This is a genomic window from Blautia liquoris, from assembly GCF_015159595.1.
Taxonomy (GTDB): Bacteria; Bacillota; Clostridia; order Lachnospirales; family Lachnospiraceae; genus Novisyntrophococcus; species Novisyntrophococcus liquoris.
The window spans coordinates 1,868,234-1,884,158 of record NZ_CP063304.1 but is presented as its reverse complement, the minus strand read 5'-3'; the positions used below and the strand labels follow the sequence as shown (position 1 = coordinate 1,884,158).

10 protein-coding genes are annotated in these 15,925 nt (G+C 45.3%); 7 read left to right on the top strand and 3 right to left on the bottom strand.

Annotated elements, in window-relative coordinates:
• Positions 1-53: 53 nt before the first annotated feature.
• Together INP51_RS08625 and INP51_RS08620 are read right to left on the bottom strand one after the other, a co-directional pair.
• Entirely contained in the window at positions 54-497 is a 444-nt protein-coding gene (locus tag INP51_RS08625; RefSeq protein ID WP_193734481.1) for a hypothetical protein, read from the bottom strand.
• Positions 490-5,391, bottom strand: a complete 4,902-nt coding sequence (locus tag INP51_RS08620; RefSeq protein WP_193734480.1) for an InlB B-repeat-containing protein — start codon at positions 5,389-5,391, stop codon at positions 490-492. The genes INP51_RS08625 and INP51_RS08620 overlap by 8 nt, the downstream gene beginning before the upstream one ends.
• 193 nt (positions 5,392-5,584) lie before the next feature.
• On the opposite strand from INP51_RS08620, the gene INP51_RS08615 reads away from it, so the two are divergent.
• The 4 genes from INP51_RS08615 (at position 5,585) to INP51_RS08600 (ending at position 11,751) form a co-directional block, all read left to right on the top strand.
• Complete coding sequence (locus INP51_RS08615; protein WP_193734479.1) at positions 5,585-8,128, top strand: LuxR C-terminal-related transcriptional regulator; 2,544 nt, start codon at positions 5,585-5,587, stop codon at positions 8,126-8,128.
• A 248-nt stretch (positions 8,129-8,376) separates the two neighbouring features.
• Positions 8,377-8,901, top strand: coding sequence for a CarD family transcriptional regulator (locus INP51_RS08610; RefSeq protein WP_193734478.1), 525 nt, complete (start codon positions 8,377-8,379; stop codon positions 8,899-8,901).
• Positions 8,902-8,977: 76 nt separating this feature from the next.
• On the top strand, positions 8,978-9,970 hold the full coding sequence (locus INP51_RS08605; protein WP_230406751.1) for a sigma-70 family RNA polymerase sigma factor: 993 nt from the start codon (positions 8,978-8,980) through the stop codon (positions 9,968-9,970).
• Positions 9,971-10,047: 77 nt separating this feature from the next.
• Entirely contained in the window at positions 10,048-11,751 is a 1,704-nt protein-coding gene (locus INP51_RS08600; RefSeq protein WP_193734476.1) for an ABC-ATPase domain-containing protein, read from the top strand.
• Between the two features lie 50 nt (positions 11,752-11,801).
• Here the strand turns inward: INP51_RS08600 and INP51_RS08595 are convergent, their stop codons facing one another.
• Positions 11,802-11,972: a hypothetical protein gene (locus INP51_RS08595; RefSeq protein ID WP_193734475.1), complete on the bottom strand. Its 171-nt coding sequence runs from the start codon at positions 11,970-11,972 to the stop codon at positions 11,802-11,804.
• A gap of 128 nt (positions 11,973-12,100) precedes the next feature.
• Here INP51_RS08595 and INP51_RS08590 point away from each other — a divergent pair, with 128 nt between their 5' ends.
• From INP51_RS08590 to argS, 3 genes are all read left to right on the top strand, one after another.
• Complete coding sequence (locus tag INP51_RS08590) at positions 12,101-13,435, top strand: replication-associated recombination protein A (RefSeq protein WP_230406750.1); 1,335 nt, start codon at positions 12,101-12,103, stop codon at positions 13,433-13,435.
• Positions 13,436-13,558: 123 nt separating this feature from the next.
• Positions 13,559-14,002, top strand: a complete 444-nt coding sequence (locus INP51_RS08585; protein WP_193734474.1) for a CBS domain-containing protein — start codon at positions 13,559-13,561, stop codon at positions 14,000-14,002.
• Positions 14,003-14,103: 101 nt separating this feature from the next.
• A complete protein-coding gene (argS, locus tag INP51_RS08580) occupies positions 14,104-15,870 on the top strand; it encodes an arginine--tRNA ligase (RefSeq protein WP_193734473.1) in 1,767 nt (588 codons plus the stop codon).
• The last annotated feature ends 55 nt before the right edge of the window (positions 15,871-15,925 follow it).

Sequence of the window (15,925 nt, the reverse complement as noted above, 5' to 3'; positions counted from 1 at the left end):
CCTGAAATCTATTTCGTGATTTCAGGGTGGATGCTTCTTTCTCGTATGGTTTCTCAGGCGAATGTTTTCTGGCTGTTCATCTTGTGCTTCGTATGGTCGAGTATCTGTTCCACATGCCAGATAGCATCATCTATCTGATCAAGTGTATTCAATATCTCGCGTGGTACCAGATAGTCTGCCACATCACCGTCAAAGAAGAAGTTGGTGAAGGAAAGAAAGCAGTCAGTCTCGACCCGTAATTCCAGATCTTGTTTTGCCTCTTTTAGATTCATCTGAAAGATGTAAAGATCCTTTTTTGCATCTTCTATTAAGTGAATCGTTTGGTGTATCCTGGAGTGGTTTACCAGAGTTTTGAATAATCCCCCTCCGGATTTATAAAAAGATTGTCTGCCGCAGATCTCACTGATGTTCTTCCTGGCTGCATAGAGGGTTTGAAGAGCCTGATTCCCCGTGATGAGTGCCTCCTGCAGTTTCATTCTTGTTGTTTCTCTATTCATGCGGATCCTCGCTTTCTTTTGATGGAATCGTATCGGGTGATCCTTTTTTGCGTCTAAGGCTTAAACCAAGAATCAGCACACTGGATGTGACTGCAAGTGCAATCCAGAAAGTGATTGGGGTGTTGTCGCCTGTCTTTGGAATCTCCTTTTTGGCCGGCGTGCCGGGAGTGGACTTTCGTGTGGGTTTCGCCTGTGTCTTGCGTACCGGTCCGGCCGGTGTCGCGGGTGCGGGTGGTGTCTTGTCTTTGGGATTTGCAGGTGCCTTCGGAAGCGATTTAGCGGGCGGCTTTGGCTTAGGATCTTCCTCTGACTCAGTGGGCGGATCGGTCGGCAGCTCTTCCCAGTGCGCCTGGTACTGTCGGTCTCCGGTACTGCCTTTTTGGATAGTGACGGAATCGGAGGGCTTTGTGTTATCAATATCCGTTCCCGACCAGCCGAGGAAGGTGTATCCCGGCCTCTCTGGGTTGATCAGTGAGAAGGTAGGTGTTTCAATATCATATTCGGATGGATTCGTGCCGTGTACCTGCCCGCCCTGCAGATCATATGTGATCTGGTAGATATGCGGGTTCCACTGTGCGTAAAGCGTTGTATCCGAAGTGACATCCTTTAAGACATTGCCCGGCTGGGAGGCATGGCGCACGCCAGGCGCATTCTTGAACTCGACGTCCCATCCGGCGAAATCGTATCCGTCGCGCTGAAACATACTGTTTTTAACCGTTACCGGATCGGAACCCGTCGGGTTGATGCGGTAGGTCTTTGGATCGTTCCAGCTTTTTTGGGAATACGTATCTTTGTATTCAACGTGGAATTCCGGATCTTTTTCCCAATGTGCGTAGAAGTCCATATTTCGATCTATGGTAAAGCTTTCTCCTGCCATATAGGCGTCATCGCCAAACAAGGATCGTGTCCAGTACATGAAGGTGTGGTGCGGATAGTCAAAGGTATTGGAGGGGCGCAGGACGACCTTGCTGCCCTCATAGTAGGAAGCGTTATCTTTTACCGTCTGATCCGACGGGTTATTGGAGTGATAGGTCACGGTGTAGGTTTTGTGCTCTTTCCACTTTGCATAGAGGGTGATTGTTCTCTGTGAGGGGAATTTATCTATCGGTGTAAATTCATCTTCCTCATCAAAAGATTTTCCCCTGCCGTCTCTTTGGCTGCTCCATCCGCGAAAATCGTGATGATCCAGTTCGAAACGATTTGCCGGGATGGCAAAGGGCTCTTCTGCCAGAACTTCGCTGGATTCCATAAAACCGGCGGCCTGTGGGTGATTCTTGTCAAAACGAATGGTTACCCACTGGGCGGGATCTTTCTCCCACTGTGCATACAGTGCTGTGTTTTCCCTGATGCGGAAGGTATCCGCGGGGTTGTAACTATTGCCGCTGCCGTCTGCATGCGTGGCCCATTTTGTGAAACGATAGCCCGCTCTTGTGTAGCTGTTAGGAAGCACATGTACCGGATCATCTCTATAATAGAAGCCATGAGGATCCGACATATGACCCGTTCCGCCATTGGCGATATAGGTGACTGCGTACTGGGTATCCGGTACCCACTCGGCGTAGAGAGTGATATCGCCGGTTACCGTGATTCGATCATCTTCGGCATAACCGGTGCCGTCTGCATCCGGTGAAGTGTTCCATCCGACAAACTGGTGATTTGCCCGGGTATAGGAATTCGGGCGTATCTTATAGCCGGAGCCGGTCAATACTGTATTGTCCTCCATCGTTCCCGTTCCCCCATTTGGATGATAGGAGACGGTTGACCACTGTGTGGGATCCAGGGCGAACTTTGCCGTATAGACGGCATTGGCAGTGACAGGGGTAGTGGGAGCAGGCAGTGAGGGCTCCCATCCGGTAAAGCGATATCCCGCTGCGGGTTTCGGAACAGGTGTGGGTGCGCCTGTCTTATAAGGTGCGCCATGCCGGATGTCGTGGAAAGTGTCTTCTCCCTGCAGAGATCCATGCTGATCTGCTATATACTTTACTGTATAGCGGGTGAGCGAGTAGTAAAGCCGGAGTATGGTTTCATTATTCGGCAGCACGACATCCCGGTGATGACTGATCTTGGCGTTGTAGTGGTAGTTCTCGAAAGTTTTGGGTTCGGCACTTTGGACACTTCCGACAGGTGCTGTCAAGATGTCTGTATGGGAAGATGTGTGATGATAGGTGCCGTCTGTCTGCTCCAGATAGTGTTCCACCTTATAGGAGGCGTCTGAATTCTTTGTGTAGGTAAATATCAGCACATTCTCTTTTTGATTCGGCGAGAGCTGTAATATCTGCTGATATCGGTCCGGATAGTAGCCGGCTATATGGACGTAGTTTTCTGTGATTTCCGAGGCCATCGTAGTCACCTGTTTATCCGGAAGCAGCTGAGCTTTTGTACCGTTCTCCAGATATTTTACCGTGTAGGTCATATTGCTAAAAGGTGCATAGTAGAAGATGATCAGGTTTTCGCCTGCCGTAAGCGTAAGCGTCTTGTTTGCGGCATCCGGCAGCAGACCGGGAATGGCAATTGCGGAGGCGGTTACCTTGGTGCCCACGGTTTTTCCGGTGTAAGAAGCACGGCTGTGTTCCATACTGTTTTCAGGCGTGCCGATCTTATAGATTACATCATAACCGACATTTTCGATGGGAATCCAGCGGGCGTTCAGTGTAGTATCTCCGGTTACGGGGGGGAAGACGTAACGGAAGGAAGAACCGGTTTTGTACCAGCCTTCGAACCGATAACCGGGGCGGGTGGGATGTTCGGGTTCGGATGCATTCTTCTGGAGAAGCACGCGCTGTGTAAAGTCAGCGGATCCGTTATTTGGGTGGAAGGTCACCGTATAGGTCGGTTTTACCCATTTTGCATGTAAAATCAGGTTTTTTGCCGGCATTGTTTTTCCACTGAAATCGTACTCGGACCCGTCGAAGGTCTGCGGGGATGTGTACCAGCCGCCAAAAGTATAACCGGGGAGTGCCGCTGGTGTGGGGGGAGTGTACTCCAGATCTGAAATCGGCGTCTCATATTTAATGCCCGATATATTCTTGTCTATGGTGCCGCTGCTGTAAAAGGTGATCTGATAGATGTTTCGTTTGTAGTGGAATACAGCGCTATTATTATCGGTAATATAAACGCTATTATTGATCGGTGTAAAGCCGATAAAGGATTTTGCATTCCACTGTATGGTCATCCTATCTAAGTTAATCAGCTGCTCATAATTCGGTGTTTCACCTTGGCCTGTCAGATCCTCGAAGAGATAGGTGACGTTTACGTTTTTGGTTTGATAACTCCATTTGGCCTCTAAGTTTTGATTGTTTACAAGATTTTGATCCAGATAATGCTGCAGTGAGGAGAAGGATAACTTATTCTTCTCCGCCCATCCGGTAAACGCACCTTCGCCACTCTTGCCGGGGCGCAGCTTTGGAGGATCAACCGGCCACTGATCAGCGATGTTTGCACCAAATTTCGCGGTAAGCACATAGGGACTTGTCTCGTATACGGTGTCACCCTTTTTGAGCGTATATCTTGTATCGTCGAAGCCAAAGGATATCGAATAGGCTTTTCGATCATAGTACACATTGACGATGGTACTTCCGGTGCCGTTTACTTTATCCGGCTTTTCCGCAGCAGTTTTGGTCTCGTTGAATTCGATATGTTCCCGGTCGATGGGAAAGCCGATGCTGGAAGGTGCATTTTGCAAAATCTCAGGGCTGCTGTCAGCAGGAGCCTGTTCTTGAACGGCCCCGACATAGTCGTACGTTCCGTTTCCTTCGATGCTCTCCAACCAGTATACAAGTGTATAGGAAACCATCCCCTCTACTTCCCATTCTGCCGTCATCATAATGTCGCCGATTGGCATTCTGGAAGGAAAACCATGAGAACCCCATCCGGCAAATTTATATCCTGGGCGTATAGGGTCAGACGGCGGCACAAGCGGCTGATCAAAGGCAGCGGTGACGGGCTCAATATAACTGCCGCCTTCACCCGTTTCAAAATACATCGTGTACTGATTGCGGGTGTAATATACATCAAGTGTCGTCGATCCATCGGGATGGATGGTGGCGGAAGGCATGACGTCGGGCGGCGTAAAGCCAGTGTAAGGCTGGGGGGATGCAGTGACTGTCGCATTCGTCGTGCCGGAGAGATGTCCAACCCCTGTCAGGGTGTAACCATCTCGGTCAATGTTTTCCTGGTAATGGTTTATTGTGTAGGGAGTGTTTGTTTTTGGAACATAATATACATCGTATGTCATATCCTGATCCATTGCTGCGGTGTTGATCTCCTGATCTGCAATAAGCGGCTGGTAGCCCATGACGTCTGGACTTTTGACCGACTTGCTTAGTGCCTCCCCTGCGGGGACAGATTCTATGTAGGGCCGTGCGGCCATTTTCTTGTTGTCCCTATATATGTAGTTGATGGTAATTGTATAGGTACCTGTATAAGTGACGGAAGGCTCACCTGTATCCCCCTCATCTCTGAGAAGATCCTCTTCGCTGTTTTTAACTTCCTGATTCTGAGTGATCGCTGAGGAATCTTCTTTTTTTCCTTCCGAATTCTCTTTCTTTTCGGAAGGTGTGTCTTTTTTTGCAGAAGAGTCCTCTTTGGACGCCGATGCATCTTCTTTTGGAGTGTCTGGATTCTCCTTTGAAGTATCTGGCTTTTCTTTTGAAACATCTGGCTTTTCTTTCGAAGTATCCGGGTTTTCCTTGTTTGGCGGCGGATCTTCTTCTGAGTTTTCAGTTTTCGAGTTTTTTGCCGGCGCCTGTTCGCTGTCGGCAGATTCCTCCTGCGTGGCTTGTGACTGCTCTGCCGGAAGGGCAGAGGCAGTGGCTGCGAAGGTAAGTTCATTTACCGAAACCATGGCCACCACGAGAAGTATAGCAAGCAATTGTTTCAATCTGAATTTTTTCATAATCCTCACCTCATATCTAATTATTGCGTGTTAACATGTCTGTATCTTCATTTGAATTATCTCATGTAAAAAAATCGCAAAATACACCCGAAGGGATTCTTTTTTTCCGCATAACTTGTGGACAATGCGACTGTAATGCTTTATCATATAAATAAAAGGAAAGGAAGAACCTGAAATCAGGGAGGTTATGTTTATGCTACTTAAGAACGATGAGGATTTGCAGCTTTCTTTGCACCATGAAACCGAGATTTTACAGCGTCCTCATTTGCAATCGATTTTGACTGAGGCTTCACAGAAGTATGCTGTGTCGATTGTTGCCGGTCCGGGGTTTGGCAAAACGACTGCGGTGTCGGCTTTTTTATCGGATCAGGCACCGTACACGTTCTGGGTGTCCCTGACACAGTTGGATAACCTGGACACCAGGATATGGGAGCACTTATGTAATACGCTTCGATTTCAGGGTGTGGGAATCAGTGAGGATATGGAGATTCCGGATTCAGACTATGCGTTTGATCACTTTGTCAGAATACTGAGTAAAGAGTTAGACGAAAAGAACAGATACTATCTTGTGCTGGACGATTTTCACAACATAACCAACCAGACTGCCATCAATTTTTTTGAAAAATTAATTCTCGCGCAGATCCCGATGCTTTGTATTATTGTGATTTCCCGAAAAGAACCTGCTTTTCATACAATGTCACTGCTTTCAAAAAATTTGTTGTATCGCATCGATGATGAATCTTTTCGGATGACTTTGGAGGAGACTTCCGATTATTTTGAAAAACAGGGGATTCTCCTGCTTGATCAGGCCAAATCCGAACTTTATCAGTATACTGGGGGGTGGATCTTTGCCACGCAGCTGGTTTGTCTTTCGCTGGAAAAAAACAGACTTTATCAGGAAAATCCGTATGCTGCCGTAAAACTTGATATTTTTGGGCTGCTTGAGAGTGAGGTGTTTCAGGCTCTTTCGGATGAACTTAAAAGTCTGATGATCCGTCTTTCCTTATTGGAAAGTACACCCATAGAACTTGCCCGCGTTTTGGCGGGAGAACATCCAAAGCTTGTGGATCAGGCGCTGAATATCGGTTCCCTTGTTACTCTGGATAAGTTTACAAATGCACTCCGCATTCATCCTATTTTTCTTGATTTTCTGAAAAATCAGCAAAGTTCCCTTTCGAAAGCCGACAAAGATCGCATCTTGTTTCACGCTGCCAAGTGGTATGAAGAGAAAGGGTATCGCATTGATGCTATCACCTACTATGAAAAGATCGGACGCTATGACAAAATGGTCGGAATTCTTTTGACATTCAACAAGGCGTATCCTGCACAGACGATTGACTATCTGCTTGGTATCATTGAACGTATGCCCAAAAAACTCTTGGCGAAATACCCGATTCTTCGTTTTCTACATATTAAATTTCGCATGAATAATTTCCGAATGGAGGGAGTACACAAGGACCTTTTAGAACTGCAGCAGGAACTGGAAACACTTCCACGGACAAAGGAGAGAACGACGGCCTTAGGAGAGATCTATCTGCATATTGCATTTGAAAGACTGATCAGTTCCAATCAGACGAGCACCTATGATTTTGTAGATGCTTTTAAAAAGGTATCTGAATATATACCGGGCAAAAGTAAACTCATCCACAGACCCTATGTATCCGTTGCCAGTTATGTGTGCAGCGTCAGCAGTCATCAAAAAGGGCAAATTGATCGGTACATCGCTGCAGTCTCTCAGATTGCTCCGATTACGGCCAGGTTCCTGCCGGGGACCTTTGAGGGATATGTTTCACTGGCAAAGGCAGAGTTTTCTTATTTTCGAAAGGACATGAAAGAAGCTGAAAGATGTGTCCGGCAGGCGATGCGCGAGGCACATGACGCCACGAATACCTGCATAGAGATCAATGCCTTGTTCTTGCTTACAAGGATCAGTGTATCTTCCGGAAAGTATACAGATGCTGTGCATTCGCTGAAACAACAGCGGCAGCTGGCACAGGCTTCGAATACGAAACAGGATTATGCGATCTGCGATATTACGTCAGGATGGTTTTATACACAACTGGGATATACCGGCCTTGTTTCAGACTGGATCAAAGACGAAGAGCAAAGCAGTGAGGTATTGACACCTATAACTTTTGCTGCTGATAAACTGGTACGTGCCAGATGTCTGCTCCATGAGAATAAAATCTATGAGCTTTTATCTCTTTTGGGCGGACAATCAGAGGGGTTTGCCTTTGAGAATTATCTGTTTGGACGAATTGAGATGAAGGTATTAAGAGCTATCGCGTTAAGTCAGATCAAAGAGTATGAGGAGTCTGCGCAGATGCTGCAGGAGGCATACGTACTCGCAAGACCAAACGAAATTATCATGCCTTTTGTGGAGAATGGAAAGTATATTAGGACTTTGATCAGCCATGTGTCTCCCTATACCGATATTCCCGCAGAATGGCTGAAAAATATTCAGACAAAATCGACCACATATGCCAAAAGGGTTTCCAGCCTTTCCGCAGACTTTTCAGCAAGTCAGAATCTGCATGGTCATCTTCCGGCTTTGAGCCAGAGGGAGACGGATGTTCTCTTGTCTCTTTGTCAGGGTCTTACACGTGATGAGATGGCAGATGCTCTTGGGCTGTCCGCGAACACAGTGAAAGGCGTAATCAATAATATATATAACAAACTGGGTGTCAATAATAGTATGGACGCCGTCAGAATCGCAGCTAAGCGAAATCTTTTATAACCGGTAAAAAATAATTTTCCAAAATCTTTGAAATTTTGTTGAATTTGTGTTACAATAGATATAAGAGACGAAAGGCGGGTGAAAATACCTTTTGATGTTTTCATCATTTGATGGATTACAAGATATAAGAAACTGATGCATGAGGGCTGGCCTTTGATATGGTCAGCTTTTGCGCATATTCAAGGGGTCAGGCGATAGCGGCTGGTAATTGGAACCTTATGACTGAGTTTGTGATAGGAGTGAATAAAATGTTTAAAGTAGGAGAATATATTATATGTGGAAGCAACGGTGTATGTCAGGTTGAGGAGATTGGCCCGATGAAGATTCCCGGTGTCTCAAAAGACAGGATATTCTATACCTTGACGCCAGTCTATTCAGGCTGCAGTGCAGTTTATACCCCGACGGACAATGAAAAGATGATTATGCGTCCGGTGCTTTCCAGGGAGGAAGCATGGAAGTTAATAGAAAACATTGCAGAGATTGGAATCTATGAGGAACCGGACAATAAACGCAGAGATATGATCTTTAAAGAAGCTTTAAAAACCTGTGACTGCAAAGAGTGGGTTAAAATAATTAATACACTTTATCTGAAGAAAAAAAACAGAATTGCACAGGGAAAGAAAGAGATCACAAGTGACGAAAAGTACCTGCAGGCAGCGGAGGAGAATCTTTACGGAGAATTATCGATACCCCTTAGGATGCCAAAAGAAAAGGTGGAGAGTTTTATCAGCGAAAAAGTTGATGCCTTAATCGAGGATGAGGCATTCGCCTGACTGATAATCAAACAGGAATAAGTATCTGCACAAAAGACAAAGATATGGATAGCGAAAGAATTAGAGGGAAATGACTGTGATTAAGGAACAAGATACACTTCGCACCCAGTTGGAAAGTCGGGGGATGAGCACACAAGAGCAAAAGACAAAGAAGACAGACGAAGAGATCAGTGAGGAAAGCGTATTATCAGAAGAAAATTTGCCTGAAGAAGATGATCTGGACGATTCAGCGCTCCCTTTGGATGATTCGGTAAAGGCATATCTGATTGAGATTGGAAACATCCCCTTGCTGACCAGGGAAGAAGAGATAATTCTTGCAAAGCGGATAGAGTCCGGTGACGACTCCGCCCGGGAGAGGATGATTAATTCGAACCTGAGACTCGTTGTAAATGTTGCAAAAAAGCATGTGCGTGGAAGTAATATGGGGTTTCTCGATTTGATTCAGGAAGGGAACATCGGTCTGATGAGGGCTGTCGAAAAGTACGATTACTCCAAGGGATATAAGTTCAGTACTTATGCCATGTGGTGGATCAGGCAGGCGGTAACCAGAGCAATTGCCGATCAGTCGAGGACGATAAGAATCCCGGTGCATATGAAAGAACAGATGTCGAAGGTTAATAAGGCGTCAAGAAAGTTTCTCACTGATATGGGGCGTGAACCGACGGTCGATGAACTGGCGGACATTATGGATATGCCGGAGGATCGAGTCAGGGATATCGTGAAATTATATGGTGATACGATTTCTCTTGATACCCCGGTGGGTGATGATGATGACTGTAAACTTCAGGACTTTGTCGCAGATGACAATATTTCCGATCAGTTTACGAGTGTTGAACATGTGATGTTGGGAGATGAACTGGATCAGCTCCTTTCAGGATTAAGTGAACGGGAACAGCGAATTATCAGGCTGCGTTTTGGCTTTGTGGACGGACGGATCTGGACATTGGAACAGGTGGGAGAAGAATATCACGTGACGAGAGAGCGGATTCGCCAGATTGAAGTGAAAGCTTTGCACAGATTAAAACACCGAAAAGATATAAAGAATTTAAAATCTTATCTTGAAGCTTAAAGTATCAGGACTGCACCGATAAGCCGCTGTAAGGCTTGCGGTACAGTCTGGATTACTGTTACACGAGGATGTTACATATGAAGAATCAGACAGATTTGAAAAATTTACTAAATAAGATAGATCACTGTGGGTATCCTGCATACAAAGAGCTTAAAGGCTCGTATCAGTTTGATCAATACATGCTGTGTGTTGACCATGTACAAGGAGATCCCTTTGCATCACCTTCTAAGATCAGTATTCATATCAGGGGAGGGGAAGCGGCATTTCCGACTAGATTATATGACAGAAAAGTGAAAAGAATTGCGCTGCAGGATCACCTTTTACGACTGTTTTTTACACAAATTGAACCCTTTAGTTTCAAGGCAAAGGGATCGGGGAAAAGTGGATTACTGTCGGTGAGCAGGTGCGGGCAGGAGATTTTGGAGCGAAGCGGCTGTGCCTTGGATGAAAAAAATGGTGATCTGGTGCTTAGAATGGAGGTTGGATTTCCGGCAAATGGCAGGAAAATCAATGCCCGGGAACTTCAGAAGATATTCTTTGAATATCTCCCGATTTGTGTCAAAAAAACATGCTTTTACCAGTCTTTAGATCCGGACATGCTGGATGATACGGCGAAACTTGCAGAGGATCAGCAGTATATCCGCGACCAGCTGCCAAAGCTTGGCCTGGTGGCTTTTGTCGCTTGTGGCTCTATTCTTCCGCGTGCATCGGGAATATCGCAAAAACCCATGAAACATGCTGTGGAATTTCAGTCACCGAAGTCTATGGAAGTCACTTTGCAGCTTCCAAATCACGGAACAATCAAGGGGATGGGGCTGAAAAAGGGAATTAACCTGATTGTCGGCGGCGGATATCATGGAAAATCAACGCTGCTGAAAGCTCTTGAACTTGGTGTTTACAATCATATCGCAGGGGACAAAAGAGAATATGTGATTACCGATCAAACGGCGATGAAGATCCGTTCTGAAGATGGACGCAGCGTTAAAAACGTTGATATTTCTATGTTTATCAATGATCTTCCGAATAAAAAAGACACCACATCATTTTATACAGAAGATGCCAGCGGAAGTACCTCACAGGCGGCGAACGTGATCGAAAGCATGGAAGCCGGTGCAGGACTTTTGCTGATGGATGAAGATACCAGTGCTACGAACTTTATGATTCGGGATGAACTGATGAAAAAAGTAGTGCACCGTGAGTCTGAACCCATCACTCCATTGATTGACAGAATACGCAGTCTGTATGAAAAACACGGCATATCGTCGATTATTGTAGCCGGAAGTTCGGGATCTTATTTTCAGGCGGCGGACTGTATCATTCAGATGGATCACTATGTGCCGCGGGAAATCACAGAGTTTGCCAAATCAGAAGCAGATAAATTTTACGCAGTTCATGACGCGGCACCCAAATATCAATATCCTGTATTTGAAAGAAAGGTTAAGGAAGATCGTTCATTCAAAAATAACAATAGAATTAAGATAAAGACTATGGGACGGGATTTGGTTTCCATCAATCATGACACCGTGGATCTGCGATCTGTGGAGCAGCTGATTGATGGAGAACAGCTGCTTACTCTGGGCTATATGATACAATTTGCAAACCTTCATCTGTTTGATGGAAAGAAATCTATGCGTGAGGTAGTGGAGATTCTGGATGCTTCTATTGACCAGAGAGGGTTTGCTGCGATCTGTGAGGGACACAATATCCCATCAGATCTTGCCAGACCACGAAAACAGGAGATATTTGCGTGCCTGAATCGATATCGCTCATTGAATATGTAATCAGCCGGGTTTTACTCTGTCAGTCTTGAGTAAAACCCGGCTGCCACTGTTTAATTACCGCCCGGGCCGTCTCTTCGGGGACGTTCTGATTCCGGAAGAGGTTCAACATTTGGAACTTCCATTCCGTGTTTACTTTTTTGGGGCAAATCAATTTCAGGGATATCCCCATCTCCATATGAGTTTTTATGTCTGGGAGGATCACCGATAAAATCCTTTTTCATTGATACAACCACCTTTCCAGATATTTGTTAAAAGGTACATCCATAGTCTGTCCGGGATATCACAAGATTATCCGTGTCAACTATGTGCAATGATGTTGGAGTCAAAATGACCAAAGGAGGGCTTTGCTGTGGAACAGATGTCTTTATTTGACAATCGGGAGGATTTTTCTCCCCTAGCGACAAGACTGCGTCCGGAATCTCTGGAGTCTTTTGTCGGGCAGAAACATTTGCTCGGCAAGGGGAAGATGCTGAGAAATTTGATAGAACAAGATCAGATTTCATCAATGATTTTCTGGGGTCCTCCGGGTGTTGGTAAAACAACGCTGGCAAGAATTATAGCCACACAAACGCAGGCTGATTTTACAGATTTTAGTGCTGTCACTTCTGGAATCCGTGAGATTCGGGAGGTGATGGCGCAGGCTGAGACCAGCAGGCGTATGGGGCGGAAAACACTGTTGTTTATCGATGAGATTCACAGATTTAATAAAGCACAGCAGGATGCTTTTCTGCCATACGTGGAAAAGGGCAGCATTGTTTTAATTGGAGCGACAACCGAGAATCCTTCTTTTGAGATCAATGCCGCGCTGCTGTCAAGGTGTAAGGTGTTTGTCCTGAAGATGCTCGAAGAAGACGATCTGCTTGAGTTACTTCATCATGCACTTACCAGCCCCAAAGGATACGGAAATCAAAAAATCGGAATCAGTGAGAGACAGCTTCGGGCGATTGCACAGTTTGCAAATGGTGATGCCAGAACGGCTCTGAATACGTTCGAGATGGCAGTGCTCAATGGAGAGATCGATGAGAAGCAGATTACCGTGACGGATGAAGCACTGGAACAATGTATTACCAGAAAGTCGCTGTTGTATGATAAAAAAGGAGAGGAACACTATAATATCATATCGGCGCTGCACAAGTCCATGCGAAACAGTGATCCGGACGCCGCTCTTTATTGGATGACGCGAATGCTTGAAGGCGGAGAGGATCCTCTTTATATTGCCAGAAGGCTGATTCGCTTTGCAAGTGAGGATGTCGGAACTGCCGATCCTGCGGCACTTCAAGTGGCCGTTGCGGCTTATCAGGCATCTCACTTTATCGGAATGCCGGAATGCAATGTAAACCTGGCAGAGGCAGTGGTTTATCTGTCCATGGCACCGAAGTCGAATGCTTTGTATCTCGCCTGTGAAGAATGTAAAAGTGACGTGAAACATTGCCCCGATGAACCGGTGCCCTTAGCGATACGGAATGCGCCGACAAGCCTGATGAAGGATCTGCATTATGGAGAAGGCTATCAGTATGCCCATAATCTGAAGGAAAAAGTTGCCAGGATGCAGTGCCTGCCGGATGCACTTGCCGGACGGAGGTATTATCATCCGACCTGTGAGGGGCAGGAAGAAGAGATCTCAGGGAAACTGGAAGCCATCCGTAAGTGGAAAGAAGAGACCACCAGACCGAAGGCAGATTAGATCAGCTTATTAAAACTTAATGAAAAGTTCACTGATTTTTCAACACTTTCTGCGTGAAATCCGTTATAATGAGAATGAGTGAAAACTCATAAGATTATTAGAGATGGGGATAGGAGCAGATATATGAATATTTTATTTTTTATCACACCAAAAAGCGAGGTCGCATTTATTACGGAAGATTTTACTTTAAGACAGGCGATCGAGAAGATGGAACATCATAAATATACAGCGATTCCACTGCTTAGCAGACAGGGCTTTTATATTGGAACTATTACAGAAGGTGATATTCTACGCTGCGTCAAAGAAAGATGCGATTTGAATTTTCATGATGCGGAAGATATACCGATTGTCGACGTAAAACGCCGTTGGCACAATGAACCCGTGAACATCAACTGTAATATAGAAGATTTGGTCACCGTATCCATGAGACAGAATTTTGTTCCGGTGGTGGATGACGAGGGTGTTTTTATCGGCATTATCAGAAGAAAAGACATCATTCAATATTGCTATGAGAAATCAGGACTCAAAGACATAGAGCACAGGAGTAAACAGACGATAGGCGCCTGATCCTGTTTTAAGAGGATAAATAATAGAAAAAGTAATTGTAATGTCTAACTGTCCATGCTATCATTATTTGGTGACAGATTATACATGAGGTGGACATTTTTATGAAAAAACTTGTAGATTTAATAACAGATGAAATTCAGCAGTCGTTTGAAATGGCTGGCTATGATGCATCGTATGGCATCGTTGGCTTGTCAAATCGGCCGGATCTATGTGAATATCAGTGTAATGGAGCATTGGCGGCTGCAAAAACATATAAAAAGGCACCCTTTTTGATTGCGGATGACGTGGCAGCAAAACTTGCAGGGTCCGCGCTTCTGGAAAAGGTGGAGGTCGTAAAGCCGGGATTTATCAATATAAAGATAAACGGCAGATTTCTTTCAGATTACCTCAACCAGATTCAAAACGACAAGGATTTGTCAATTGAGAAGGTGAAAGAGCCGAAAACAATTATTATCGATTACGGCGGACCGAATGTGGCAAAACCCCTTCACGTCGGGCATCTTCGCTCGGCGATTATCGGTGAGAGCTTAAAACGCATCGGCAGATATATGGGTAACAAAGTGATCGGGGACGTGCATCTGGGTGACTGGGGTCTTCAGATGGGACTGATTATCGCTGAACTTCGGGAACGTCAGCCGGATTTGGTGTATTTCGATCCGGAATATACAGATGAATATCCGAACGAGGCACCATTTACCATCAATGAATTGGAGCAGATTTATCCGGCAGCCAGCGCGAAGTCGAAAGATGATGACCAATTTAAGGAAAAGGCCATGGAGGCGACGCATCAGCTTCAGCAGGGAAACAAAGGGTATATGGCTCTCTGGAATCATATTCTGACTGTTTCCGTGACAGACCTGAAGCGAAATTATAAGAAATTGGATGTTGAGTTTGACCTCTGGAAAAAAGAATCCGATGCACAGCCTTATATTCCGGATATGGTGAAATACTTAAAAGATAACGGTTATGCCCATCTGGATCAGGGAGCACTGGTGGTAGATGTCAAAGAAGATACAGATACAAAAGAGATTCCGCCTTGTATGATCTTAAAATCAGATGGAGCATCTCTTTATAATACCACGGATCTGGCCACGATCGTCGAGAGAATGAAGCTGTTTCATCCGGATGAGATCGTCTACGTGGTTGACAAGAGACAGGAACTCTATTTCACACAGGTATTCCGTTGTGCGAAAAAGACGAAACTGGTGGATGAAGATACAAAACTGACTTTCCAGGGATTCGGAACGATGAATGGAAAAGACGGAAAACCTTTTAAAACCCGCGAGGGTGGTGTCATGCGTCTGGAAAGCCTGATTCGAGACATCGATGAAGAGATGTATAAGAAGATCGTGGATAACCGCAGCGTGAAGGCTGATGATGCAAGAAAAACTGCCAGGATTGTCGGACTTTCCGCAATCAAATACGGAGATCTGTCAAATGTGGCTGCCAAAGACTACGTGTTTGACGTCGATCGCTTTACCTCATTTGAGGGGAACACCGGTCCCTATATCTTATACACGATTGTGAGAATCAAATCGATTTTAAACCGCTATGAAGAGGAAGGCAAAACCATCGAAAAGGGAACCATCCTTCCGGCTGCAGGTGAGAGTGAAAAAGATTTGATGTTGGAGACATCGAAATTTAATGGAATTGTAGAACAGGCATATGAAGAAAGAGCACCACATAAGATATGCTCTTACATCTATGAACTGTCAAATTCTTTTAATCATTTTTATCATGAGACAAAAATCTTAAGCGAAAAAGACGAGAGACAAAAACAGTCTTGGATTGCTCTGTTGGACCTTGTACGTGAAATTCTTGAGACCAGCATCGATATGCTCGGATTTTCAGCACCGGATAAGATGTAAAAACAGGAGGAACATCGCACTTGATGTTCCTCCTGTTCATTGTTATGTAACAACT

Bases quoted from the DNA above. Each gene is read 5' to 3' on its own strand.
- INP51_RS08625 (WP_193734481.1), bottom strand. From the start codon at position 497: ATGAATAGAGAAACAACAAGAATGAAACTGCAGGAGGCACTCATCACG.
- INP51_RS08620 (WP_193734480.1), bottom strand. From the start codon at position 5,391: ATGAAAAAATTCAGATTGAAACAATTGCTTGCTATACTTCTCGTGGTG.
- INP51_RS08615 (WP_193734479.1), top strand. From the start codon at position 5,585: ATGCTACTTAAGAACGATGAGGATTTGCAGCTTTCTTTGCACCATGAA.
- INP51_RS08610 (WP_193734478.1), top strand. From the start codon at position 8,377: ATGTTTAAAGTAGGAGAATATATTATATGTGGAAGCAACGGTGTATGT.
- INP51_RS08600 (WP_193734476.1), top strand. From the start codon at position 10,048: ATGAAGAATCAGACAGATTTGAAAAATTTACTAAATAAGATAGATCAC.
- INP51_RS08595 (WP_193734475.1), bottom strand. From the start codon at position 11,972: ATGAAAAAGGATTTTATCGGTGATCCTCCCAGACATAAAAACTCATAT.
- INP51_RS08585 (WP_193734474.1), top strand. From the start codon at position 13,559: ATGAATATTTTATTTTTTATCACACCAAAAAGCGAGGTCGCATTTATT.
- argS (WP_193734473.1), top strand. From the start codon at position 14,104: ATGAAAAAACTTGTAGATTTAATAACAGATGAAATTCAGCAGTCGTTT.